Annotated in this window: 20 protein-coding genes; 15 read left to right on the forward strand and 5 right to left on the reverse strand. The window is 37.3% G+C overall.

Annotated elements, in window-relative coordinates; translation table 11 throughout:
- Window positions 1-54: 54 nt before the first annotated feature.
- Window positions 55-1461, reverse strand: coding sequence for a hypothetical protein (locus JKA74_RS11715; RefSeq protein ID WP_201431379.1), 1407 nt, complete (start codon window positions 1459-1461; stop codon window positions 55-57).
- 100 nt (window positions 1462-1561) lie between these two features.
- On the opposite strand from JKA74_RS11715, the gene rbfA reads away from it, so the two are divergent.
- The 5 genes from rbfA (at window position 1562) to JKA74_RS11740 (ending at window position 8895) form a co-directional block, all read left to right on the forward strand.
- On the forward strand, window positions 1562-1951 hold the full coding sequence (rbfA, locus tag JKA74_RS11720; RefSeq protein WP_201431380.1) for a 30S ribosome-binding factor RbfA: 390 nt from the start codon (window positions 1562-1564) through the stop codon (window positions 1949-1951).
- Window positions 1952-1960: 9 nt separating this feature from the next.
- On the forward strand, window positions 1961-3187 hold the full coding sequence (locus tag JKA74_RS11725; RefSeq protein WP_236587722.1) for an FtsX-like permease family protein: 1227 nt from the start codon (window positions 1961-1963) through the stop codon (window positions 3185-3187).
- Between the two features lie 107 nt (window positions 3188-3294).
- Window positions 3295-6222, forward strand: a complete 2928-nt coding sequence (locus JKA74_RS11730) for a DEAD/DEAH box helicase (protein ID WP_201431381.1) — start codon at window positions 3295-3297, stop codon at window positions 6220-6222.
- Between the two features lie 697 nt (window positions 6223-6919).
- Window positions 6920-8284: a DNA repair protein RadA gene (radA, locus tag JKA74_RS11735; protein WP_201431382.1), complete on the forward strand. Its 1365-nt coding sequence runs from the start codon at window positions 6920-6922 to the stop codon at window positions 8282-8284.
- A gap of 11 nt (window positions 8285-8295) precedes the next feature.
- Window positions 8296-8895: a DUF2179 domain-containing protein gene (locus tag JKA74_RS11740; protein ID WP_201431383.1), complete on the forward strand. Its 600-nt coding sequence runs from the start codon at window positions 8296-8298 to the stop codon at window positions 8893-8895.
- Between the two features lie 104 nt (window positions 8896-8999).
- On the opposite strand, the gene JKA74_RS11745 is transcribed toward JKA74_RS11740, so the two are convergent.
- Entirely contained in the window at window positions 9000-9893 is an 894-nt protein-coding gene (locus JKA74_RS11745) for a 1-aminocyclopropane-1-carboxylate deaminase/D-cysteine desulfhydrase (RefSeq protein ID WP_201431384.1), read from the reverse strand.
- A gap of 189 nt (window positions 9894-10082) precedes the next feature.
- Between JKA74_RS11745 and JKA74_RS11750 the strand changes: the two genes are divergently transcribed.
- A complete protein-coding gene (locus JKA74_RS11750) occupies window positions 10083-11213 on the forward strand; it encodes a DUF6340 family protein (RefSeq protein WP_201431385.1) in 1131 nt (376 codons plus the stop codon).
- Between the two features lie 5 nt (window positions 11214-11218).
- Here the strand turns inward: JKA74_RS11750 and rlmB are convergent, their stop codons facing one another.
- Window positions 11219-12001: a 23S rRNA (guanosine(2251)-2'-O)-methyltransferase RlmB gene (rlmB, locus tag JKA74_RS11755; protein ID WP_201431386.1), complete on the reverse strand. Its 783-nt coding sequence runs from the start codon at window positions 11999-12001 to the stop codon at window positions 11219-11221.
- Window positions 12002-12374: 373 nt separating this feature from the next.
- Between rlmB and JKA74_RS11760 the strand changes: the two genes are divergently transcribed.
- The 5 genes from JKA74_RS11760 (at window position 12375) to JKA74_RS11780 (ending at window position 18049) form a co-directional block, all read left to right on the forward strand.
- Entirely contained in the window at window positions 12375-13130 is a 756-nt protein-coding gene (locus JKA74_RS11760) for a 2OG-Fe(II) oxygenase (protein ID WP_201431387.1), read from the forward strand.
- Window positions 13131-13144: 14 nt separating this feature from the next.
- Window positions 13145-13921, forward strand: coding sequence for a class I SAM-dependent methyltransferase (locus tag JKA74_RS11765; protein WP_201431388.1), 777 nt, complete (start codon window positions 13145-13147; stop codon window positions 13919-13921).
- 238 nt (window positions 13922-14159) lie between these two features.
- Window positions 14160-15248, forward strand: coding sequence for an aminotransferase class V-fold PLP-dependent enzyme (locus tag JKA74_RS11770; RefSeq protein ID WP_236587724.1), 1089 nt, complete (start codon window positions 14160-14162; stop codon window positions 15246-15248).
- A gap of 23 nt (window positions 15249-15271) precedes the next feature.
- The gene (locus JKA74_RS11775; protein WP_201431390.1) at window positions 15272-17311 is read left to right on the forward strand and encodes a TonB-dependent receptor; all 2040 of its coding nucleotides are present in this window, start codon (window positions 15272-15274) and stop codon (window positions 17309-17311) included.
- Between the two features lie 87 nt (window positions 17312-17398).
- Window positions 17399-18049, forward strand: a complete 651-nt coding sequence (locus JKA74_RS11780) for an MCP four helix bundle domain-containing protein (protein ID WP_201431391.1) — start codon at window positions 17399-17401, stop codon at window positions 18047-18049.
- A gap of 25 nt (window positions 18050-18074) precedes the next feature.
- On the opposite strand, the gene JKA74_RS11785 is transcribed toward JKA74_RS11780, so the two are convergent.
- Window positions 18075-18767 carry an arylesterase gene (locus JKA74_RS11785; RefSeq protein ID WP_236587726.1) on the reverse strand — a complete coding sequence of 231 codons (693 nt, stop codon included), beginning with the start codon at window positions 18765-18767 and terminating at the stop codon, window positions 18075-18077.
- Between the two features lie 218 nt (window positions 18768-18985).
- On the opposite strand from JKA74_RS11785, the gene JKA74_RS11790 reads away from it, so the two are divergent.
- Both JKA74_RS11790 and JKA74_RS11795 read left to right on the forward strand, forming a co-directional pair.
- Entirely contained in the window at window positions 18986-19690 is a 705-nt protein-coding gene (locus JKA74_RS11790) for an ABC transporter ATP-binding protein (protein ID WP_201431393.1), read from the forward strand.
- Window positions 19691-19708: 18 nt separating this feature from the next.
- Complete coding sequence (locus tag JKA74_RS11795) at window positions 19709-22237, forward strand: ABC transporter permease (RefSeq protein ID WP_201431394.1); 2529 nt, start codon at window positions 19709-19711, stop codon at window positions 22235-22237.
- A gap of 605 nt (window positions 22238-22842) precedes the next feature.
- On the opposite strand, the gene JKA74_RS11800 is transcribed toward JKA74_RS11795, so the two are convergent.
- Window positions 22843-23292, reverse strand: a complete 450-nt coding sequence (locus JKA74_RS11800) for a GreA/GreB family elongation factor (RefSeq protein ID WP_201431395.1) — start codon at window positions 23290-23292, stop codon at window positions 22843-22845.
- 249 nt (window positions 23293-23541) lie between these two features.
- On the opposite strand from JKA74_RS11800, the gene tviB reads away from it, so the two are divergent.
- Entirely contained in the window at window positions 23542-24792 is a 1251-nt protein-coding gene (tviB, locus tag JKA74_RS11805) for a Vi polysaccharide biosynthesis UDP-N-acetylglucosamine C-6 dehydrogenase TviB (protein ID WP_201431396.1), read from the forward strand.
- Window positions 24793-25636 (forward strand): UDP-glucose dehydrogenase family protein (locus JKA74_RS11810; RefSeq protein ID WP_201431397.1); only part of this gene is annotated, 844 nt, incomplete at its 3' end. It lies immediately after the preceding gene.

The following is a 25636-nucleotide window of genomic DNA, read 5'->3' on the forward strand; positions in this document are numbered from 1 at the left end:
TGTATGAAGGATATTCCAGTTTAAGTGTAACTGGAATGTTAAGAGAGGAAATTGTTAATTTTTCAATACATACACCTTGTAATTCACTTTTTCATATTCACTGCTTACTCCTGGCAGGTTTTCTAACACAGCTTCCGCATAACCGTCTAGGTCTATAATGGTTTCTGGCTGGTTTTTCACCAAATCATCATAAATAACTGCCAGTTTCTTCGGGTCGTTGGGCATTTCCCAAATATTTTGACTTAGTTTCCAATCATAAAATTTTGTAGCCACACCACTTGCTGAGTGGTATATTTGCCTGCCATTGCCCACTACTAAAACTTTTTTACCGGCCACCCATGGTTCATAAATACTTTCATTTACCCATAACGCATTGAAATCCCCCCATTTGTGTAAATGAAAATTTTGATAGAACAAAATGTAGTTCACAAAAATTAAACTAAAAGTAAAGAATATAGTGAATAAATTGGCAGTAGCCTTCTTTCTAAACTGAAGTATAAAATGGGCAATAAAGAATGCTATAAATGGAACAAATACAATCAATTGATAGGGAGCTTTAACATCTCCCAGAATCCATACTACCCAGGCTGCGGCAAACATCATGAACATTACCTGTTGCACACGCACCTGATAATTGGTAAAACGCGAAATACTGAATGTTTTGTATAAAGCCAAAACAAATACCAATAAGGGAAGGCTGATGAAAAGGAGCAGGGAAATTAGTCCTACCATATTCTCCTGGTTGTAGACGAAATTAGAAATGATCCATTGATACATCATATTGCCTAATGCATCATGCCAGAAATAGTAGAGCCCTACAGCTGCGATTGGCAGCAGAAATCCATAGAAAAACATTAGATAACGTCTGAAAATCAATCCTGTAAGAAGTACAAATGAAATAACTGTAGCCAGCAAAAAGATAATAGAAGGAAGATAAAACAGTACCGCCATTCCCATGAAGAAACCGGTTTTCAATATGGTTAAGTCATTTAGTTTGTTTTCAATTCTTAAGTAAATGTTGTCCAGCACCAATAAAATAAAAGTCATACTGACGAGCACTGGTGAGAGGGTGAAAAAGTCAAAGAAAACCTGCATCAATAAAGCATAGACAAAGGCCGGAACATATGTGTTTTCGTTATAGGCCTTGTTTTTATGCATGATGCTGTTAAATAATACAAATTGGTAGCCCATTAATAAAGTGGCTAAAATCTGGTAGGCCATGGGGGCGCGTCCGAAAATAAAATCTATTGCAGTGTACATCCATGCTGCCAATGGTGCTATTGGAGCCAAAAAGTCTTTGTATAAAATATTACCCTGATTGAGCGTTTCTCCTATGAGCATCCAGTTGAGTTCGTAAACGAGCGGCTCAGATGAAATAAAATAGGGTAAACGAATGAACACAACTGCCAAAAATAAGATCAGCAGGCGGTAAGGGTCATTTATTCGGAAAAATCCAATCAATTAAATATGTTTTTATGTTAAACTACAAATGCTAAATTAGAGTATAAAGGACAAATTGTATAAAATATCATGCATATTTGTAGTGAAAAGAATGAATATTATGGCAGCAGGTACAAGACAGCAGAAATTTTCAAGGTTAATTCAAAAAGATTTAGGGGAAATTTTTCAAAAAGATATGAATAATGCTTTCGGAAAAGCATTTATTACCATTACAGAAGTAGAAATGTCTCCTGATTTAAGTGTAGCAAAGATTTATTTAAGCTTAATGCTTTCGGAGAACCCAAAGGAGACAATGGAGGCTATTCAGTTGAAGAAAAGCGAAATCCGTAAACATTTGGGCAACAGGATAGGAAAGCAAGTGCGGATAGTTCCGGAGCTTATATTTTATATGGATGAAACGCTTGATCAGGCCAATCGAATTGACTCTATTCTTTCTAAATTAAATATTCCGCCTGCCGATGAGGAAAATGGCGATAATGAGAATGATTAATATTTCCCCTTGAAGAACCTCTCTTTTTTTATAGCAAAAAGATATTTCTTCTCTAAAAAGAAGAAAAGTTTTATCAATGTGCTGTCCATCATTTCCATGTTGGGAGTGGCTACGGGTACTATGGCTCTTGTAATCGTATTGTCAGTGTTCAATGGGTTGGAAGATTTGATTCGCTCATTGTATAGTACTTTTGATGCAGATTTGAAAATATCTCTTAAAGAGGGGAAGTTCTTTAAATACGATGATGAAATTAAAGGGCAGATTTTCCAAGTGCTGGGAATTGAAAATGTCACTCAGGTAATCGAGGATAATGTACTGGTACGATACAATGACGGAGAAACTGTTGTAAGAATGAAAGGAGTGAGCCCCGAGTTTATCCAATCCAATCAGCTAAAGGACTTTATTACAGAAGGACAAATTAAATTACAGGAAAAGGAACAAAATTTTGCCATTGTAGGCAGGGGAATCCGCTATGATCTGTCTATCAATCCCAGAAACGAATTATTGGCCTTGCAATTTTATTATCCGAAAAACATTAAACCCGGAGTAAGCAACCCTTCCAGCATGTACAATTCCGGAATACTAATGCCAGCCGGGGTTTTTGCCATTGAAAAGCAATATGATGAGAAATATATATTTGTGCCACTGCGATTTGCCAAAAAGCTAGTAGGAAAACAGAATCAATTGACTGCTTTGGAAGTTAATTTGGATGGTAGCCAAAGTACCAGATCTGTTCAGAAAAGCCTTAAGGAACAATTGGGGCCAAGGTTTATTGTACAGGATTCCGATGAACAACATGCTTCCTTATTGAAAGCCATCAAAATTGAGAAGCTATTTGTATATCTTACTTTTAGTTTTATCCTCGCAGTAGCTTCATTTAATATCTTCTTTTCACTTACAATGTTGGCATTGGACAAAAAGCGGGATGTTAGTATACTTTATGCCATGGGAGCACCCAAAAGAACCATCAGAAATATTTTTCTTATGGAGGGCTCCATTATTTCCTTTTCAGGTGCTATTATAGGAGGCCTGGGAGGGCTGTTGCTCTGTGTTTTACAACAACAATTCGGACTTGTCTCCATGGGGATGGCATCGGCAGTGCAGGAAGCTTATCCTGTAAAAATGATTTTTTCAGATTTTATTTTTACCATGTTTAGTATTGTTCTTATAACTATGTTAGCATCCTTCAAGCCTGCCTCGGTAGCAGTAAAATCCTTAGAAATTAATCGTTTGTAAGTTTTTCCTCGTCTTTAACATAAAACTCATTCTTATTTAGTAAATTTCAAACTTGATTTTTTTGAATAAGTTAATTTAACCAACGAAGAGACAAGTTTTAATAAGATATGAAGGTACTTACAACTCAGCCTTTTCAAATTATATATTCACTGTTTGAGCATGAATTTTTAGGGTATATATTTGAGTCATTTGTAGTGCAAAAAAACAGCAGGGGAGAACTCACTTTTGCCCATCAAAATATTTCTGCCAAAAATGCCAGGGAATTTTCCAAAGGCCTGGATGAGACTGACTATGAGTTGATAGAATTGATGGATACTATTCAGCAGGATGCTATTGTTCGCAAATTTTATAAAACAAAGCTCAAAACTTCAGATTTTTTTGATAAAGTATACCATCCGGAAAAAGGAAACACACTTCTTCAGGAGGAAATTGAGAGGTACCTTGAAAGGAAAAGAGTTCAAATTCTTGAGAAAATTTCGGACAAAATGCTTTTTGAAATGGGGAATGATGGTGAGCCTGCCTGGCGTCAAATCCATATCCAGAAAGAAAAGGCAACTATACTATTCCATTTTGTAAAAAATGAAAATAATACTCATTATTTCCCTACCATAAAGCACAATGGCGAAAAAGTAGACTTTCAATACAAAGGGGCGTATTTGATTTGTAATAAACCTGCCTATATGGTGGTCAATCAGAAACTTTATTCATTTGCTAAAAACCCTGATGGAAAAAAGTTAAAGCCGTTTCTCAATAAATATTTTATTGCTATTCCTGAAAAAGTGGAGGAGCAATACTTTAAAAAATTTGTAGCTCCTTTGGTAGCCTCTTTTGATGTATTTGCAAAAGGTTTTAAAATAAAAACCATTAGAGAGGAACCAAACCCACAGCTGAAAATATCAGAATTAGCTACTTCTTCTGTCAATTTGGATTTGTTTGAAGAGAAGCAAACCAAAAACGAGGAAGAAGGTAAGTTACTGATGGAATTGAGATTTCAATATGGTCAGCATAACTTTCCTTTGGGTTCGGGCGAGGCGGTTTCCGTGAAAGTGGAAAAGCAGGACGGAGAGTTCGTGTTTAAAAGATTGGTAAGGAATATTGTAAAAGAGAAAAGTCTGCGCGATGCCATGGTGGAGCGTGGACTCAATATTTTAAAAGGAAAGGTAACACAACCAAAATCAAAAGCTTTTAGCTGGATTTCAAAAAATACAGATTGGCTTCATGAAAATGGAATCACGATTGAGCAAGATAAGGAAATCACAAGCAAACAATACTTCCTGGGTCGCTCTTCCATTTCTATTGATATCTCTGAGGGAATTGATTGGTTTGATATCAATGCCACCATCATGTTTGGAGATTATGAAATTTCATTCAAGGAATTGAGGCAACATATTTCCAATAAACAAACAGAATTTAAATTACCTAATAATCAATATGCAGTAATACCCTCTCATTGGTTTGATGACTATTCAGAGCTTTTCAGCTTTATGGAAAAAGACAATGAGGGTAACATGAAAATCCGCAAACACCATTTGGCGTTGGTTCAGGATCTGGAAAATAGTGATTTGGCTTCTGTTCAGATGGATAGAAAATTGGCCAAGCTAAGGGATTTCATGCAGATTGATGATCACCCCTTACCAGTGGATTTTATAGGAGAACTAAGACCGTATCAAAAGGCAGGATTCAATTGGTTGCAGTTTCTCAATCAATATAATTTTGGAGGGTGTCTGGCAGATGACATGGGATTGGGAAAAACAGTGCAAACATTAGCAATGTTGCAGTCTGAAAAAGAAGAGGGCAGGCTAAATGCCAATTTGCTCATTATGCCTACATCGTTAATCTATAACTGGATGAATGAGGCCCAGAAGTTTACTCCCAATCTGAAGATTTTCATTTATACAGGCACTAACAGGATCAAAGATGCCAAACAATTTGAAGAATATGATCTTGTGCTTACTTCCTATGGTATTACCAGGCTTGACATAGCAATCCTCTCAGAATATTATTTCAATTATATCATCCTGGATGAGTCACAAGCTATCAAAAATCCTGATTCGAATATTGCCAAGGCCGTAAAAAAGCTAAAATCCCGCAGAAGATTAGTCCTTACAGGTACACCTGTGGAAAACAGTACAATGGACTTATGGTCACAGATGTCTTTTGTGAATCCGGGATTGCTAGGCAATAAAAAGTTCTTTAAAGATGAGTTTGTGTTGCCTATTGAGAAAAAGCAAGATGAGCAAAAGTCACAAAAATTAGCCTCTCTTATTAAGCCATTTATACTGCGCAGGCACAAGTCACAGGTAGCCACTGAATTGCCGGATAAAATCGAAAATGTACATTATTCGACCATGACGACCATGCAGGAAGACAAATATGAAGAAGTGAAATCATTTTACCGAGATAAAATCCTGGAACATATAGAGCAAAATGGCATCAGAAAATCCCAGATGATATTGCTGCAGGGCCTGACCCAACTAAGGCAGATAGCCAATCATCCTAAGATGGTGGACAAGGAGTATATGGGCGATTCCGGCAAAATGGAAGATGTAACGCACATGTTAAAGTCCATTATTTCTGAAGGACATAAAGTTTTGGTTTTTAGTCAGTTTGTAAAGCATTTAGCTTTTATGAAAGATTACCTGGAGAAAAGTAACATCAGGTTTGCCTATCTGGACGGTAGTACCAAAGACAGGGAAAAACAAGTGCGTTTATTCCAGGATAATAAAGAAATTTCCGTCTTTTTAATATCTCTTAAAGCGGGTGGCTTGGGGCTGAACCTGACAGCTGCTGATTATGTATTTTTATTGGATCCATGGTGGAATCCGGCTGTTGAGCAGCAAGCCGTGGACAGGGCACATCGAATTGGGCAGAAACAACAGGTTTTTACTTATAAATTCATTACCAAAAATACAGTGGAAGAAAAGATATTAGCCTTGCAGGAGCGAAAAGTGAATTTGGCCAGAGATTTGATCAGTACCGAGGAAAGCTTTATGAAAAACCTGAGCCAGGACGATATTCAATCAATTTTGGCGTAGTTTTTTGGATGTGGCACTCCATTTTAGTTGAAGTGTAATAAGATTATTATTGATAAGCCAGCCAATAATTGTTCATGTAGCTTTTGAGCTTATTCCTACAGTTAAATAATGATGTCGCTCCTCTGGAGCTTGGGTTCAGCGGTAATTTCTGGCTATTACGATCGAGCTCCTCCGGAGCTGAGGATTGATGCGTTGAAATTAACCCTCCTTTTAAATGTATAGATCTGAATTTCAAACTGTTTTTTTGTGATAATGTGTGACAACAAAGTCCGTATCTTCTTTGTGTTTATCCTATGGCTTGTCAAACTAATTTGCCCCATAGGGGTAAAATCATAATAGAAAATGTTGACAGAATTACAGCAAGCTCCGTAGGAGTGAAATCATTTTATGAGATGTGCCTTTATGAAAATGAGATAAAAATCTCTAGGTTATAGCCAAAGAAAGAATCATTTTTTGTTAAACTACTTTTTTCTATAAATTTAGTTTGAAATCGAAAACTATTATAGTTATGCCTAACACTTATTCTCAAATTTATATACAAATAGTTTTTGCTGTAAATGCTAGCTATGATGATCAGGCTCCTCTGGAGCTGAGGGGGTGATAGTTTGAAATTAAAATTCTTGGGCATCATATTCTCTCTATATCTTTCGGAGCTTAATGAATTGAACTAACTTTAAGCGTTCATTAACATTTTATTGTGGCCAAAACAAAAACACTTTATTTCTGTCAGAATTGTGGTGCGGAATCACCTAAATGGGTAGGGAAATGTCCAGCTTGTGGAGAATGGAACACTTTTGTAGAAGAAGTGGTACAGAAAGAAAAAGCTCCTTCCGGTTATATATCTTCTAAAAATATTTCCAATAAGCCTATTGCTATCCAATCAGTGGAAGCTATTAAGGAAGCTCGGATTATAGTGCCGGATGCGGAGCTAAATCGCGTTTTAGGTGGGGGGATTGTACCCGGATCACTCATACTGATTGGTGGGGAACCCGGCATTGGAAAATCTACCTTAATGCTTCAAATTGCTTTAAATTTATCGCACAAAAGAGTGCTCTATGTTAGTGGAGAAGAGAGTACTCAGCAAATTAAAATGCGTGCTGATCGGATAGAGTACTCCTCAGAAAACTGTTTTATCCTTACGGAGACTTCTACCACCGATATATTTCGGGAAGTAAAAGAACTGGCTCCGGATATCCTTATAATTGATTCTATCCAAACTCTGACATCACCTAAAATGGAATCTGCCGCAGGAAGTGTGGGGCAGGTAAAAGAATGTACAGCGGAATTGATGCGTTTTGCCAAAGAGAACAAAATCCCTGTATTCCTGATAGGTCATATCACAAAAGACGGAGCCATTGCCGGCCCTAAGGTTTTGGAACATATGGTAGATGCCGTATTGCAATTTGAGGGAGACAGGCATTTGTCCTACCGGATATTGCGTACAACCAAAAACAGGTTTGGATCCACCAATGAATTAGGGATTTATGAAATGCTCAACACAGGTTTGAGACAAGTTTCCAATCCCTCTGAAATACTGATTTCTCAGAAAGATGGAGAGGTAAGTGGTACGGCCATTGGAGCTACTTTAGAAGGCAACAGGCCTTTGTTAATTGAAATACAGGCTTTGGTAAGTACTGCCAATTATGGCACGCCACAAAGAAGTGCTACTGGTTTTGATAGTAAACGGATGAATATGCTACTGGCCGTTTTGGAGAAAAGAGGGGGCTTTCGTTTGGGAGTACAGGATGTTTTTCTCAATATTGCAGGGGGGATTCGGGTTGAGGATCCTGCTATTGACCTGGCAGTTTGTGTAGCCATCATTTCTTCACTGGAAGAGATTTCTGTTTCCTCTAAAATCTGTATGGCAGGTGAAGTAGGGTTGGGTGGTGAGATTCGGGCAGTCAACAGAATTGACAACAGAATCGCTGAGGCTGAAAAGTTAGGTTTTGAAGAAATAATTGTCTCTAAATTTAGTTTAAAAGGGATAGATATTTCAAAATATAATATCAAAATTAAGGCTTGCTCACAATTAGCTGAAGTGGTAAGTTATTTGTTCGCATAAAAAGATATTAAATGGAATTTTTTCAGGATTTAGGTATTTCCAATGAATTATTTACATTGGTTGTTTTGCCCATACTCATCTTCTTTGCCCGGGTGGCGGATGTGTCAATTGCTACTATTCGTGTTATTTTTGTTTTGCAGGGTAAAAAATCTATCGCTCCTATTTTAGGCTTTTTTGAAGCGCTCATTTGGCTTTTGGCCATTGGTCAGATCATCCTGCATATTAACAACCCGATCAGTTATGTTGCTTATGCTTCAGGATTTGCCGCAGGGACTTATGTAGGTATGTTTATTGAAGAGAAATTAGCCCTGGGAAGGGTAGTGGTAAGAGTGATCACAGGTCGTCCTGCAGATAAATTAATTGAATATTTGAAAGCCAATGATTTCCGCTATTCCAATATAGATGCTACAGGGAATGATGGTAAGGTAAATATTATTTTTACAGTTGTGAAACGCGAAGTATTGACTACACTTATTCCAACTATCAAAAGCTATAATCCTCGGGCTTTTTTCACTATTGAGGGCGTGAAGAAAGTTAGTGATGAAGAGCTTACTATCAATGAAAACAAAGGGGTAATTTTAGGTAAAATGTTGAGTTTTAAAAGAAGGTAATCTGAATCAAGGTTTTCAGGTTTTCTGAAATAAAGTGGCTTTTTTGTTCTATTTTCCCTATTTACTTCTGCATTTGGCTTTAATCCTGTTTTAGGAAATGTAGATCAGGTATTAATCAGATTGCCAAATCGGTGATTAAAACCTATAATGCCTTGTAGTCCTCCGGTATGAATGGCCAGTACGTTATGATCGGAAGATATTTCTCCCTTCTTCCAAAGGTTTAAGAGACCGTACATCATCTTGCCATTATAAACAGGGTCTAAAGGGATACCTGTTTTTTGATAAAAATCATTAATGAAGTCAATTAGTTCTGGCTTCCATTTTGCATAACCTCCAAAATGATTTTCTTGATTAATTTGCCAATTGTTCTCGCCATTTATCCATTCGTCTACTTCTTTTTCTATCCAGGAACCTTTTAAAGCTGAAAAGCCCAGGATTCGTTGATGTTCTTTTTTAGAGTTGATCAATCCTGCTATAGTGCCACCTGTCCCTACAGAAATACAAATCAAATCATATACTGAGGGAATCAAATCATTTATTTCCTCAGTTCCTTTTACAGCCAAATGATTGGTACCTCCTTCAGGAATTAAATAGAAATCTCCATGTCTGGCTCTTAATTCCTGAATAAATCCCGGATTATATTTATCGCGATATTGCTCCCTACTCACAAATTCCAATTGCATTCCCTGTTCCTTTGCCAAGCTTAGCACCGGGTTTTCTATCTCTTCTCCTCTTATAATCCCAATAGAAGAAAATCCACATGCTTTGGCAGCAAAAGCAGTAGAAATAATATGATTGGAAAAAGCACCTCCGAATGTTAGAAGCACTTCCTTTTCTTGATTTTTTGCTTCAAGCATATTGTGCTTTAATTTAAAAAATTTATTACCTGAAGCTGTAGTATGGATTTTGTCTAACCTTAAAACATCAAATATCAATCCTGCATAATGTACTTTTTGAATGGATACATTTTCAGGTTGAAAAAATTTGTGAAGGGTCATAGAACAAAATTGAGTGGTTATTTATAAATTTAATAAATATAAAAGATGAAAGTGTCTTGCGAAGTTAAATAATATTGTGATGAAATGAACATAAATATAGAATCCTTAACCCCGATAACTATCGGGGCAACCTAGGGATGAATAGATTTATGGGAATTCCATATGACCATTAAAAATAAACATATACAGATGAAATTAAGGTTTTTACTTTTTACAACCTTTGCCTTGCTGATGACGGCTTGCATGAAATCCGTGTCAATTAGCACTATGCGTCCGGCAGAGATTAATGTTCCCAACAACATCCAATCTATCGTTATGGTAGATAGAACGAAGTATGAAAAGGAAACGATCGGGATTATTGAAGGAATTCTTACTGGTGAGGGAATAAATGAAGACAAAGATGGTGTGATGGCCGTATTCACTGCTTTGCAAAATAATTTAAGGAACTCACCCAGGTTTGAAGTAAAGCTAGCTTCCGAAAGACTTAGTGGAAATACCATTCTCGGATCCTTTCCGGACCCCATTGACTGGAGGGAAGTAAACAGGTTGACCAATAAATATAATGTAGATGCTCTGTTGGCGGTTGAATTATTTGACACCAATTTTATAGTGACCAATGGAAAAAGGAAAAATACCCGAAAGGTAAAAGATAAAGATGGCAATGAGGTGGAAGAAGAGTATACTGAGTATTATGCTGAAGGAATAGGGACTGCCAGGATAGGGTTTCGTTTGTACTACCCTAAAGAGCAATCTATTATTGACCAGGATATTTATTCCCAAAATCGTACTTGGGAAGCAACCGGAACCAGTATCAAGGATGCCCTTGCAGGTTTAATGCAAAAGTCGCAGGCTACAAAACTCTTAGGAAGTGCTGTTGGAGGGACATATGCATCCAAAATAGCACCTACTCCTGTTTATTTGTCAAGAAGTTATTATGCAAAGCCGAAAAAGAATGCTTATATCAGTAAAGGAGCCAGACAGGCTGAGGTGGGTCAATGGGAAGAGGCAATTAATACCTGGAAGATGGGGCTGAACAGGAGTGATGACACCAAAGTAATGGGTAGAATGGCTTATAATATTGCTTTGGGCTATGAAGTGATGGGGAATTTACGTGAGGCACATGAATGGGCAGGTAGGTCTTATATTGACTACGGGGAGAAAAAAGGTCAAAGCTATGCTTCCAGTTTGAGCAATAGAATGTTTGATGAGGAAATCCTCAATGAGCAAATGAGTTTACCGGAACCGGAAAAAAAACAGCCTACTACCGATAAACCAGTAAAGGAGAAAGAAAAAAAGATAATTCAGTTAAAAATAGAATGATTGGATTATTTACCCAGTCTTTGTCTGATAGCCTCAAATACAACCAGACCTGCGGAAACGGATACATTTAATGAGGCAATCTTCCCTTTCATTGGAATTTTCGCAAGGTAATCAGCAATTCTAATCAACTCATTGCTAATTCCATCTTCTTCAGACCCCATAATAATGGCAACTGGCTGGTTCAAGGGGACATCATATATCAGATCTTTCCCTTTTTCAGTACATGCCACTACCTGAAGGCCACTTTTTTGCAGATATTCAACCGTGGTTTGCAGACTGTTTTCCCTGCAAACAGGAATGTGATGCAACGCACCGGCAGAAGTTTTTACCGCATCAGAGTTAATCTGCGCACTTCCTTTAAACGGAATAACGATGGCATCTACCCCGGCACACTCTGCTGAACGGGCTATGGCTCCAAAATTTCTGACATCAGTGACTCTGTCCAGTATCAAAATCAAAGGGTCTTTTCCTTTGCTAAAACATTCACTTATAATATTGTCCAAAGAAGCATAAGTAACGGCAGAAAGAAAAGCAATTACCCCTTGATGATTCTTCCTGGTAGTCCGGTTCAATTTTTCAACAGGAGCTTTGGTGAAAGGAATTTTAAGCTTTATGCATAATTCAATCAACTCACTGATTAACTCATTGTGCACATCTTTTTGAATAAAAATGGTATCCAGTTCTTTGCCTGATTCAATGGCTTCCATGACAGCCCGGGTGCCGAAAATAAAATCCTTATCTGATGGTTTCGGGGAATTGTCAAAATCTTTTCTTTGGAATGCGGCCATATGCTGTCTCTTTTGATGATGGATTGATTGTGTTGCAAAAGTAACCATCTATTTTGCTTTTCTTCCTGCCCTTTGCATACTTTCTCTTTATTTTTAGCAGATTTTCTTTTTCACAGACTAATGCAGATAGCAGTAATAAGAGAAATTATGATGGAAAAAAGCCTAAAACTAATCATCCTTAAAAATATATTCATTTTATCGCACTTATTTTTATCTATTTTGTTTACCATCCATTGTGTGATTCATATAGCTAAAACAGTGGTTAATCGAAGAAATTTTAATATTTCGTACACTAAGCTCAATTTTTTTGCTTTTTTCCATGTTCGCCCGCATGAGTAGTGTATATTTGTGCCATTAAAAATTAATTTCCTTTATGGGATTCATTCAGAGTAAGCATTTTAGTCAAGAACAAGTCAATCTTTATAAGCAAGAATATCAAATGTCAAAACCCTATCATCATGTGATGATAGATGATTTTTTGACAGAGGACGTGGCTAAAAAACTAAGTCAATCTTTTCCTGCTGATGAGCTTTTTAACAGGCCGAAACAAGATCAACATGAGAATAAGTTGGAAGGAGATAGATTTGATCTTTATCCTGAAATTTTCTCGGACTTGAAGAAAGAATTAGCACAACCATCTTTTTCAAAATTCATTGAAGAAGTCACTGGTATCAAGGATACATTTATTACCGATGACGCCTATGGTGTTGGTATTCAGAAAGGCAAGAAAGGTTCTTTTGAGGATGTCCATATTGACTTCAATATTCACCCTGTGAAAGATGTGCAACGAAGGTTGAATTTACAATTATTTCTAACACCCACCTGGAAAGCAGAGTGGAATGGGGCTTTGGAAATGTGGAATGATTGTGTGTCAAAGTGCAAAAAAGCAGTTTCATGCAGGTTCAACAGAGCTTTGATTTTTGAAGTAAAGGATACTTCCTACTATGGTTACACTAAACCTTTGGAGTGTCCTGATACCGCTGACCGAAAAGTTTTTTCGGCTACATTTTATTCTCTGAAGGAGCAAAATGATATCCCTTTCCATGATACCATTTTTGCTGAAACAAAGGAGGAAAACCAAAAACTTTCATTTCTTGCTTCTATCCGAAAAGCTTTAAAAGTCGGTTAATTAGTAATTTTCTTATGTCCAAACATTCAACCACCGAAATAACCTCAGACTCTATTGCTTCTGATAATCCGATTCATCAGCGATTGTTGTCAGCATACGTATATGCGCAACCTTTAATTGCTGGGAAATTGCTGGAAGTGGGTTGTGGTACCGGTAGAGGATTGGAAATTTTGATTAAAACAGCCGATCATTATACAGGTATCGATAAGTATAAAAGCCTGACGGACGAACTGCAGGGTAAATACCCTCAGGCAGATTTTTATGCAATGGTGATTCCTCCCTTTGCAGGGATTCCTGATAATACTTTTGATACGGTGGTCTCATTTCAGGTAATTGAGCATATTAAGGACGATAAAACATTCTTAAAGGAAATCCATCGGGTGTTAAAACCAGGAGGGAAAGCTATTATTTCCACTCCCAATAAAAAAATGACCCTTACAAGGAATCCTTGGCATGTACGTGAATATTTTGCTGATGAACTGACTGCTTTGTGCCAAAAAGTCTTCTCAAAAGTAGATGCTAATGGAATAGCCGGGAATGATAAAATTATGACTTACCATGACCAAAACCGTGAGGCAGTCAAAAAAATTACCAAATACGATATTCTAAACTTACAGTACCGATTGCCAGCCACTTTGTTAAGAATTCCATACGAATTCCTTAACCGTGTAAACCGCAATAACTTAGATAAGCAAGACACTAAACTGGTGAAATCCATTACTGTGGCAGATTACTATGTGCACGATAAGCCGGAAGAAAGCCTGGATTTATTTTATATGTTGGAGAAGTGATAAAAGATAATCCTTCCTATACACTAATACATTGAAAAATCTCCATTTTTTATTTTACCCCCATTATTACTACGCCTTCATTTTTTCTGTAGGAATCCTCGCCTCACTTTTGTAGATGTTCTAAAAAAATGCTTATTTCAAAACACTTAAGCATTTTAATCCCGTATATTTTCGTATGCAAGACCAAAAACATCTATTCGAGCTTCCGGATGATATTCACTATTTAAATGGGGCGTATATGTCGCCCAATTTGATTAGTGTAAGGGCAGCCGGATCTGCAGCGGTACAGCGTAAAAGCAATCCGCTCAACATCCAAGAGTCTGACTTCTTTGAGCCTGCGGAAGAGTTAAAATCTCTTTTCGGAAAATTAATTAATGCTAGTGCGGAACAAATTGCTATTATTCCTTCTGCTTCTTATGGATTGATGTCAGCTATCTCTAATGTGCCGTATAAGAAAAGCCAACATGCTTTAATTGTATCAGAGGAATTTCCAAGTGATCATCTGACATTGCAAAGATGGTGTAAAGAGCATGGTGCTGAATTAAAAATACTTTCCCCCCCGAAAGAAAAAGAAGGCAGGGCTAAGATTTGGTCTGAAAAAATAATCAATTCCATTACTGAAGATTCAGCAGTTTTGGTTATGTCTTCTATTCACTGGATGGATGGCACTTTGTTTGATTTACAAGCCATAGGAGAAAAATGCAGAAAAACAGATACTACTTTCATTGTAGATGGTACTCAATCAGTGGGAGCCTTGCCCCTAGATGTGCAAGAATTCAAAATTGATGCCTTAATATGTGCAGGCTATAAATGGCTAATGGGGCCTTATTCTTTGGGACTAGCCTATTATTCCGAAAAATTTAATGAGGGTAAACCGATAGAAGAATCATGGATGAATCGTGGAGAGGCTTCGGATTTTTCCACCCTAACAAAATATCCTGAGGAGTATTCCCCGGGTGCAGGAAGATACAATGTAGGTGAATTTAGTAATTTCATTACGCTTCCTATGCTTAAGGCAGCAATAGAACAGATTTTAGATTGGAAGCCCGGAAATATACAACAATATTGCAGAGAACTAATGAAGCCGGTATTTACCTGCTTAAAAGTTAATGAAATCCCAACTGATTCTCAGGACTCTATTGCCTCACATCTGACGGGAATTTATTTGCCTGATAATGTGAATATGGATCAGTTAATGACTGAATTGAAAATCAATAAAGTGTATGTTTCTGCCAGAGGAAGATCTGTGAGAGTTTCTCCCCACCTCTATAATACAAGTGAAGACATCGAGGTTTTCCTGGCGATTTTTCAAAAACATCTTAAATAGGTTCAGATTTTATAAAGCTTATAATGGTAAAATATTTACTTCTATTCTGTCTTGTTTTTTTATTGGTTTATAAAAGTTCCAGTCAGGAGAACCAAATCCAAAATGATTCCATATTAGAAACCGTAACGGTTGTTGGTTTTGATAGGGGCGAACAAATTCATAGGCAGGCAGCGCTTATTGTCCATCTGAGTGCCAGAGATATGCAGAATTTTTCCCCTATTGATCCGGTGATGGCATGGAATAGTTTGCCTGGAGTTAGCCTTGAGCAAAGAGCAGTCGGAAGTTATAGAGTAAATATCAGAGGGAGCTCTATTCGTTCTCCCTTTGGAGTACGTGATGTAAAGGTATATTGGAATGGATTGCCATTTACAGAAGCCAACGGCTCAACTGCATTAAATTTATTGAGCAATACCCAAATGCGTGAAGTAGAAGTCATCAAAGGTCCGGCAGGAAGTCTGTATGGGGCAGGCTTGGGAGGAGTGATTCATTTGAATAATTTCCCTGATAAAACACAAGGTAAATTGAATATTGGAGTAGGAGGAGGGAGCTTTGGTCAATTCAATGCTGCTGTAAATGGAGAATTGGAAAGCGATAAATGGACAGGCTTTTATGCCTTTGATCATCAGGAATCTGATGGTTATCGTGAACATAATGCCTTAAACCGTCAGGTTTATCAACTTTCCGGCCGTTATCAAATCAATGATGATCATCAGTTGGATCTGCATGCATTGCTCAGTGATTTATATTATGAAATTCCGGGAGGGCTTACCAAAGAACAGTTTGAAGAAAATCCAAGGCAGGCAAGACCTGGTAGTGCGAGTCAAAATGCTTCAATCGATCAAAAAACACTTCTTTTAGGAGCCGGCTATACCTCATTCTTTAGTCAGAATTTGAGCCAGTCCACACATCTGGGCTTCACCTATACCGATTTCCAAAATCCTTTTATTTTGGATTATAAAGAGGATATTAATCAGGAAGTTGCCCTACGTCATCAGTGGACATATGAAATGGAATTCAATAACTTAGGGATACAATGGGATGCAGGATTTGAGTGGCAATATGCTGATAATTTGGCGGAGAACTTCGGTAATGTAGATGGAGAAAAAGACAGCATTCATTTTTCTGATGAGCTGAAAATTGACAGGAAAATATTTTTTCTCCAGACCCATCTTGGTTATCAGAAATGGAAATTAACATTAGGGTTAAGCAGTAACTTACTGAACTACCAAGTAAACCGCAATATTAATGCATTTGCAGAGCCTTTTGAGTTTGAAAGAAACTTTAATAATGAAATTATTCCCAGGGTGGCAGTCCAATATCAATGGGCGCCTCAGCAAATGACTTTTGCCTCAGTAAGTGAAGGCTTTTCAAGCCCTACTCTTGATGAAATTCGTACCAATGAAGGGAGTATTAACCGGAGTTTACAGGCAGAAAGAGGTAGAACTTATGAGGTGGGTCATAAGCTTTATCGGAAAAGGCTCCAACTTGATGCTTCCGTATTCTTTTCAGCCCTGGAGGAAACCATCACTAACAGAACAAATGAAAATGGAGTAGTACTATTCCAAAATGCAGGAGAAACAGCTCAGCTAGGGACTGAATGGGGTGTGAATATAATTTGGTTGCAAAATGGCAAATCCCTTTTTAATAACATTAGCACCCGATCAGCCTATCAATATTATCGATTCACATTTGAGGATTATCAAAAAAGAGAAGAGGATTTTTCCGGCAATATGATGACAGGGGTGCCCGAACACACCCTTAATCAAATCCTACATGTGAAAATTCTCGAAAAGATCTCGATGAATTTTCATTATCGATATGTAAGCGAAGTTCCTTTAACAGATGCCAATACCATTTTTGCTGATGATTATCATCTGCTCAACTTCAGACTCAATTATGAAATTAGACTTGGCCCTAATACTTTCAATCTCTATGCTGGAGTTGAAAACTTGGCTGATATCCGTTATAGTCTGGGCAATGACCTGAATGCATTTGGCGGCAGGCACTATCAAGCTGCGCCTGGCAGAAATATTTTTGCTGGCTTGAAATGGAGGTTTCTATAAATTACACTGAAGTTTGCAAGATTAACTTATCCTTATTCGTTATAATTCATTACCTTATGGGAGGATTTCGAATAAAAATATTTTGATATGAGGTGGTCTTATTTTTTAAAGCAAAAATTAAAAATAGCATTGTTGTTATGCGTCATACTAATTGCTGTTTTCGTCAATAATAGAATTGAGTGTGGAAATATTGCCCAATTGGGAACTTCTTTTACATCGGTGTATGAAGATAGGCTGATGGTGGAAAATTATATTTTTCAATTGTCCAATTATCTTCATGAAAAGAAATATATTATTCATGAATATGAAGAAAGTGGTTCTTTGCTTGGGCTGGAGAAGGTAAAAACCATTAATGATGAGATCAACCAACTGTTAGTTGATTATGAAAAAACCAAATTGACACAGACTGAAGATTCTTTATTTTTCCTTTTTAAACAAGAGCTGGTTAATTTGGAACAATCGGAGTTAAACCTTTTATCCAAGGCTTCATTGCAAGAAAAAGTGGATTGGAACCAGCATTATAAAAAGAGTTTCACTCTCTTAAGCGGGCTTTCCTCCATTCAAATAAAGGAAGGGAAAGCGTTATATGAAGATTCTAAACGAGTAGTGTTAAGTAATACATCTGCCGCACAATTTGAATTGGCTTTATTGATATTTATAGGCTTGATTATATTAGCCCTTATTTTCGAGTCCAAGAAAATATCAACCAATATCTCTCAGAATTTCAGATTAAATTAAAAGAAGGCGAATTTATCTTTGCTAATCAACCATTCTCCTGTAGCATAGGCCTTAGAAATTTCCAAACGGTATTGGATACAATTTTATGTCCTTCGGGAGTAGGGTGGATGCCATCCGGCAAGTTTAATTTTGCTACTCCCCCTACATCTTCTAAAAGAAATGGAATTAGTTCAACATTCTTTTCTTCTGCTACCCTCGGGAAAACGGCTTGAAACCTGCTTGCATAAGCAGATCCCATATTAGGAGGAATCATCATCCCTGCTAAAAGAATCTCTACATCAGGATGTATAATTCTTACCTTATCAATAATTGCTTTCAGGTTTTTCTCTGTTTCTTCAGGATCGATGCCTCGCAACCCATCATTTCCTCCTAATTCCAAAACAAAAATCTCTACAGGCTGTCTTTTTACCACCCATTCTACCCTTGAAAGACCACTTGCAGTAGTTTCTCCACTAACACCTGCATTGATTGCGAGATAATCCAATCCTAAAGAATCAATTTTTCTTTGGATTCTTCCTGTAAAAGCTTCTGAAGGGTCTACTCCATAACCGGCTGTAAGGCTATTGCCAAAGAAGATAATATTTTTTCTGTCCTCATTTGTGGTGATCTCCTGAATATTTGTGGTGTCTGCTCTGTTTTCAGATTCCTTTTGCTTAATTTCTGTATTGCAAGAGAACAGAAAGATTATAAGTGATAGTGTTATTAATTTATTAATCATAATTGATGGTTTTGACATTATTGCCTTCATTTAGGGAAATGATACTTAATTTTTAAAAATAAACAATATTTGAATCTCAAGTAGAAGATTTTGAGCAGATAGATTTAAAAAATGTACTCAAATATTCTCCTAATTTTACCTTTCAAATAAAAATATAAACTGTTTCTACATGAAATCGTTCGGTAAATGTATTCAATTATGCAATTAGATAAAATTCAATGAGTTCAATCCTTTTAGTAAATCATGTAAGCAAAACCTACCAAAGTGGTTCAAAATCGCTTACAGTACTTAATGATATCAATTTTGAAATAAAGCCTGGCAGTTCTGTGGCCATAGTAGGTCCTTCAGGAAGTGGAAAAACCACTTTATTAGGCTTATGTGCCGGTTTGGATGGAGCAAGTTCCGGGAATATTATCTTGAACGGAAAATCTCTTGATCAATTAAGCGAAGATGAACGGGCTGCGATCAGAAATCAGCATGTAGGGTTTATTTTTCAAAGTTTTAATTTGCTTCCAACTCTTACTGCCCTGGAAAATGTGATGGTACCTTTAGAATTATTGGGTAAAAAGAATGTGAAGCCACAAGCTCTGGAATTACTGGAGAAAGTGGGTTTGGGAGATAGAATTCATCATTATCCCGCACAGCTTTCCGGTGGAGAGCAACAAAGGGTGTCTATCGCACGTGCTTTTGCCAATCAGCCCAAGATCCTTTTCGCAGATGAACCAACAGGTAATTTGGATGAAGAAACAGGAGCGGTCATAGAAAACCTGATATTTAACTTGAATAAAGAATCCGGCACTACACTGGTTATGGTTACCCATGATGGAGAACTGGCCCAGCGTACTAACCGCATTTTAAAGCTAAAAGGTGGAAAACTGGCTGATGACAGCCAGCAAAATTCAAATATTTCCAATTCTCATTAATCCGCTAAAGAAAATCAGATGCAAAACATTTCTTGGCTATTGAAAATGGCCTGGCGTGACAGCCGGAAAAACCGCTCCCGTTTATTTTTATTCATGAGCAGTATTGTGCTGGGGATTGCTGCTCTGGTAGCTATCAATTCTTTTGGGGATAACCTTACCACGCAAATTAATTCCGAAGCTAAGGAATTGTTGGGTGCCGATGTGGAAATAGAAAGCCGTAATCCTATTCCTGATTCATTAAGGCAGTTTTTGAGCGAACTAAATATAGAGCAATCCGAAGAGTTGAGCTTTGCCAGCATGGTATATTTCCCCAATACAGGAGGTACGCGCCTGGTAAATATCCGGGCTGTGGAGGGGGATTATCCTTTTTACGGGCAAATAGTAACTACTCCAAAACAGGCAGCAGAAGAATTCTATCTACAGAATAATGCTTTGGTAGATCAATCTTTGATGTTACAATTCAATGCTAAAACAGGAGACTCTGTTAAAGTGGGTGATTTAAGCTTTTTAATTGCCGGAGAAGTAAATAAAACCCCTGGTCAATCAGCTATTACCACTACGGTGGCCCCGCCAGTATTTATTCCTTTATCTCAATTGGAAAGTACGGGGCTTTTGCAGACAGGTAGCCGGATTAACTATAAATTATATATTAAATTTCCTGAGGGAGTAAATTATACTACTTTTTTCAAAGAAAAATTGGAGCCACGACTTGAAAAAGAGGAGGTACGTTACGATGATGTGGAGGAAAGGAAGGAAGAATTGGGAGATGCTTATTCTGATCTGACCGGTTTTCTTAATCTGACGGCCTTTATTGCTTTATTATTAGGATGCATGGGTGTAGCAAGTTCCGTGCAGGTATATGTAAAAGAAAAAGTGCAGTCTGTAGCCATTTTACGTTGCCTCGGGGCTTCTTCCTCGCAGGGAGTATGGATTTATTTAATTCAAATCTTTTTCATGGGACTGATTGGTTCGCTGATTGGAGCTGCATTAGGAACTGTCATCCAATATTATTTGCCGCAGTTATTTAAGGACTTTCTTCCATTTGAAATAGAACTATTCATCAGTGGATTTGCCATTTTGCAAGGTGTTGTCATAGGTGTAATCACATCTGTATTGTTTGCTTTATTTCCACTGCTTCAGATCAGGAAAATATCCCCCTTAAAAGTACTTCGCGCTTCCTTTGAACCTGAGCAGAAAGACAGAATGAAGTATTTTGTTTTCTTTTTGGTAGTGTTATTCATTTTTGGTTTTTCCTTTTCGCAATTAAGGGATTGGCAGAATGCCCTGGTGTTTACTATTGGGCTTATTTTGTCTGCTTTGATATTATTCGGAGTTGGTAAATTAATTATTTGGTTAGTCAGAAGATATTTTCCTACAGGAAGTTCTTTTGTGGTAAGACAGGGCTTAGCTAATTTATACCGCCCAAATAATCAGACATTAATATTAGTTATTACCATTGGAATAGGTACTGCCTTAATTACTACTTTATTGCTCAGCCAGGATTTGCTTTTAAATAAAGTAAAGATGAGCAGTAGCGCTAATCAACCCAATATGGTGCTTTTTGATATCCAGGAGCATCAGGTAAATGAATTGACTGAAATGACAATAGCAGATAGCTTACCGGTGATACAGCAGGTGCCTATTGTCACAATGCGCTTGGCTTCTTTGAAAGGTCGATCAGTTGATGAACTTAAAAATGACACGACCACTAATATAAAGAATTGGGTGCTTAACCGAGAGTACAGAGTGACCTATCGGGATGAATTAATTGAATCGGAAACCCTGATTGAGGGAGAATTTCAAGGGGAAGTACAAAACTCTAATGATAGCATCTTTGTCTCTCTGGATAAAGGTTTGTCAGAGGACATGAAAGTTGATATAGGCGATCCTATTACTTTTAATGTGCAGGGAGCAATGATTAAAACTTATGTGGGCAGTATTAGAGAAATTGACTGGCAAAGGGTGCAGACAAATTTCCTGGTGCTATTTCCCGAGGGAGTGTTGGAAGAGGCTCCTAAGTTCCATGTGCTGCTCACACGTTATGAAGACGTGAACCAATCAGCGGCATATCAGCAAAAAATAGTCAAAAAATTCCCCAATATCTCCATTATTGATTTGGATTTGATTCTGAAAACACTGGATGAAGTGCTGGGGAAAATTTCTTTCATCATTCAGTTTATGGCATTTTTCAGTATCATTACAGGAATTATTGTATTGATTGGTTCGGTGAGTATTAGTAAATTCCAGAGAATTCAGGAAGCTGTGCTTTTACGTACTATCGGGGCGAGTAAAAAGCAGATTATCAGAATTAACCTGATGGAATATTTCTTCCTAGGAAGTATTGCTTCACTAACGGGTATTTTTATAGCACTATTGGCCACCTGGGCCTTGGCTTATTTTAGCTTTGAAACTGCTTTTGTACCTAATTTTGGCGGAGCATTGGTCGCATACATTGCTATTACAGGCTTAACTGTTCTGATTGGCCTGATGAATAGCAGATCAGTAGTGAACAAACCACCTTTGGAAATTTTGAGGAAAGAGGTTTGATTTGCTTGCCCCACTGGTGATTGCGAGCATTCTATTCCGTGTCAACGGAATAAATGAGAAGCAATCTGTCGGCATGAAACTGCTAGTATTTTCTTCCGGGTTCTGTGTCTCACAGAACACTGCTAATTTTTCTTATATAATTAAGATCTGTGAGTCACAGACCTAGGGATAAAAAATGGAACGATACGAATCGAAGGATGTAATATGAAAATGTACGTCATCGTGAACTTAATTCAGATCAACCAGTCTTTTTATTTAACTCATCCCGGCACACCTACTGTGTGCCACCCTTCTCTTTTTTTGAAGAGAAGGGAATATTAGAGTAATCACTATTAAATTGATAATAATTGAGCCTATATTGATTTGTTGAAGACAAATCGGGAGTGAATTAAAGTAAGCGGCTTAGCAACTAGCCAACAGAGTTAGTTATATAGTAGACAAAAAGTACGTTCTCTTCCGGCATGAGGAAAAACGTAATAATTCACAAATATTCAGTTTTACGCATACCCAATTTATAATTGACAGAAGTCTAAAAAAATGTTATTCGAAACAATTCTTTTAAAGAAATATGGGAAATGGTGAATTACGAGTGTCTAAATGGAAAATCACTCAACCCTTAATATCTCCTCACTTTTCCCCAACCACACAATCTTTTCACCTTCTTTCTTGCCTATCAATAATTGGCCAATTGGAGAAGCAGGGGAAATAGCCAAAAAGTTACCTGCCTGATGCGTTACCTTCCCCATAGAGGTTGATAGAAAGTAAATAGCCTTGTGGCTGCTAACTATGCTCCCTAATTGAACTTCTGTATCTTTTTTGGTAGTTTTAATTTGCGATAAAGCATTTTCCTGCTTTTCAATTTCAGCAAACTGTGCTAAAAGTTTATTCTTCTCCTGATTGATCATTTCCCTGCTTGTTTCATATTTATCGCCTGCAGAACTTTTGGTTTCCGAGTTAAGTGACAATTGCAGTTTATCCAGCTCATCATTGAGTTGTTGTCTTTTATCCTTTAGGATATTTAGGCAGGTGGTGATATATTCTTCTTTTCTATTCATAAATCAGTTATACTAATTGAATGTCGTTTAGTTAAGCATTAAACTAAAACCTCAACCTTGCATCCTTCTCTCCCGATGCGGGACAAGCTAAAGGGAGAAGGAAGTTTGTCTTAACTAAACGACATTGTATAATAATTATAAATTCTTGCTAAAGTTATCCAAACTAAAATTAAAGATTGTATCAATTACCTACATTAGCTTTTATACTTACATTAATTCACTAATTTTGCGTTGCAATAGATATTATGTATGAAAAAAATAGCAGTAATAGGCCTGGGTTATGTAGGCTTACCATTAGCAGTCGAATTTGGTAAAAACAGAAAAGTTATAGGCTTTGATATTAATGAAAAGCGTATCAAAGAACTTTCTGAGGGTTATGACAGAACACTTGAAGTAGATGAAGAGGAGCTAAAAGGAGCTAATCATTTAACTTTTAGTTCAGCTTTAGATGAATTACAAGAAGCTCATATATATATTATAACAGTTCCTACTCCGGTGAACGAGTATAAGCAACCTGACTTGACTCCTTTAAAAATGGCTTCAGCTACTGTTGGTAAAACCTTGAAAAAAGGAGATATCGTAATTTACGAGTCTACCGTTTATCCGGGTTGTACAGAAGATGATTGTGTTCCTATATTGGAGAAAGAAAGCGGATTAAAATTTAATAAAGATTTTTTCTGTGGTTATTCCCCGGAAAGAATTAATCCCGGAGATAAGCAACATCGCTTACCTACCATTAAAAAAGTAACTTCGGGAAGTACTGCTGAAATTGCAGAGGAGGTAGATCAGTTATATAAAACCATTATTACTGCGGGGACTTATAAGGCAGCTTCCATTAAAGTGGCTGAAGCCGCCAAAGTAATTGAAAATTCACAGCGTGATTTGAACATTGCTTTTGTGAATGAACTTGCATTGATTTTTGATAAAATGGGAATAGATACTGCTGATGTTTTAGAAGCAGCGGGTACTAAATGGAATTTCTTACCGTTTAAGCCTGGTTTGGTAGGCGGACATTGTATAGGTGTTGATCCTTATTATTTAACCCATAAAGCAGAAGCATTAGGTTATCATCCGCAGGTGATATTGGCCGGAAGACGCATAAATGATAATATGGGAGCTTACGTGGCTAGTTGTGTAGTGAAGTTAATGGCACAAAAAGGCTCTGTGATTAAAGGGAGCAAAGCTTTGGTATTGGGAATCACTTTTAAAGAAAATTGCCCTGATATTCGTAATAGCAAAGTGATTGATGTTATCAACGAGTTGGAATCATATGGGATAGAAGTAGATACTTTTGATCCACAAGCTGATAAAGAAGAAGTAAAACATGAGTATAATATTGATTTAATAGAGAAACCTATTAATGATTATCATGCTATTGTTTTGGCTGTGTCACATGAGGAATTTAAAGGATTTGATTTAAAAGCTCACACTAATGGAACAGGTGTAGTATATGATATTAAAGGATTTTTTGATAAAAATATAGTAGATAAGAGGTTGTAGATGAAAATAGCAGTAGTAGGAACAGGATATGTAGGCTTAGTAACAGGGACTTGTTTTGCAGAAACAGGGAACCATGTGATTTGTGTTGATATAGATGCCACGAAAGTGAACAAATTACAAAATGGAGTGATTACCATTTACGAGCCCGGTCTGGAAGTATTGTTTGAGAGAAATATCCGCCAGAAGCGTTTGAGCTTTACCACCAATCTAAAAGACGGCATAAAGGATGCAGACGTCATCTTCCTTGCACTTCCCACCCCTCCCGGAGAAGACGGTTCAGCTGACTTGAAATACATATTGAAAGTAGCAGATGATTTGGGGAGCCTGTTGGAAAACTATGCAGTAATAGTAGACAAGAGCACGGTTCCGGTAGGTACCTCTGAAAAAGTAAGCAAAGCGATAGCTAAAAATGCTAAAATAGATTTTGATGTGGTTTCCAACCCTGAATTTTTAAGAGAAGGTGTTGCTGTGGATGATTTCATGAAGCCAGACAGAGTGGTGATAGGTACTGAATCCGAAAGGGCCAAGAAAATAATGAACACCTTATATGCTCCCCTGGTAAGACAAGGAAACCCGGTAATTTTCATGGATGAGAAATCTGCTGAATTGACCAAATATGCAGCCAATTCATTTCTTGCTACAAAAATCACTTTCATGAATGAGATAGCCAATCTTTGCGAAAGATTGGGAGCCAACGTGGATATGGTAAGAAAGGGGATTGGTACAGATACACGTATAGGTAAAAGGTTTTTATTTGCCGGTATTGGTTACGGAGGAAGTTGCTTTCCCAAAGATGTACAAGCTTTAGCTAAATCATCGAGGGATGTAAATTATGATTTCAAAA

Source organism: Marivirga aurantiaca, assembly GCF_016679925.1.
Classification (GTDB): Bacteria; Bacteroidota; Bacteroidia; order Cytophagales; family Cyclobacteriaceae; genus Marivirga; species Marivirga aurantiaca.

What these genes read in the sequence shown, in the direction of transcription:
- rbfA (WP_201431380.1), top strand. Translation starts at nt 1,562, where the DNA reads ATGGCAGCAGGTACAAGACAGCAGAAATTTTCAAGGTTAATTCAAAAA.
- JKA74_RS11730 (WP_201431381.1), top strand. Translation starts at nt 3,295, where the DNA reads ATGAAGGTACTTACAACTCAGCCTTTTCAAATTATATATTCACTGTTT.
- JKA74_RS11740 (WP_201431383.1), top strand. Translation starts at nt 8,296, where the DNA reads ATGGAATTTTTTCAGGATTTAGGTATTTCCAATGAATTATTTACATTG.
- JKA74_RS11745 (WP_201431384.1), bottom strand. Translation starts at nt 9,893, where the DNA reads ATGACCCTTCACAAATTTTTTCAACCTGAAAATGTATCCATTCAAAAA.
- JKA74_RS11750 (WP_201431385.1), top strand. Translation starts at nt 10,083, where the DNA reads ATGAAATTAAGGTTTTTACTTTTTACAACCTTTGCCTTGCTGATGACG.
- rlmB (WP_201431386.1), bottom strand. Translation starts at nt 12,001, where the DNA reads ATGGCCGCATTCCAAAGAAAAGATTTTGACAATTCCCCGAAACCATCA.
- JKA74_RS11760 (WP_201431387.1), top strand. Translation starts at nt 12,375, where the DNA reads ATGGGATTCATTCAGAGTAAGCATTTTAGTCAAGAACAAGTCAATCTT.
- JKA74_RS11765 (WP_201431388.1), top strand. Translation starts at nt 13,145, where the DNA reads ATGTCCAAACATTCAACCACCGAAATAACCTCAGACTCTATTGCTTCT.
- JKA74_RS11770 (WP_236587724.1), top strand. Translation starts at nt 14,160, where the DNA reads ATGTCGCCCAATTTGATTAGTGTAAGGGCAGCCGGATCTGCAGCGGTA.
- JKA74_RS11775 (WP_201431390.1), top strand. Translation starts at nt 15,272, where the DNA reads ATGGTAAAATATTTACTTCTATTCTGTCTTGTTTTTTTATTGGTTTAT.
- JKA74_RS11780 (WP_201431391.1), top strand. Translation starts at nt 17,399, where the DNA reads ATGAGGTGGTCTTATTTTTTAAAGCAAAAATTAAAAATAGCATTGTTG.
- JKA74_RS11785 (WP_236587726.1), bottom strand. Translation starts at nt 18,767, where the DNA reads ATGATTAATAAATTAATAACACTATCACTTATAATCTTTCTGTTCTCT.
- JKA74_RS11790 (WP_201431393.1), top strand. Translation starts at nt 18,986, where the DNA reads ATGAGTTCAATCCTTTTAGTAAATCATGTAAGCAAAACCTACCAAAGT.
- JKA74_RS11795 (WP_201431394.1), top strand. Translation starts at nt 19,709, where the DNA reads ATGCAAAACATTTCTTGGCTATTGAAAATGGCCTGGCGTGACAGCCGG.
- JKA74_RS11800 (WP_201431395.1), bottom strand. Translation starts at nt 23,292, where the DNA reads ATGAATAGAAAAGAAGAATATATCACCACCTGCCTAAATATCCTAAAG.
- tviB (WP_201431396.1), top strand. Translation starts at nt 23,542, where the DNA reads ATGAAAAAAATAGCAGTAATAGGCCTGGGTTATGTAGGCTTACCATTA.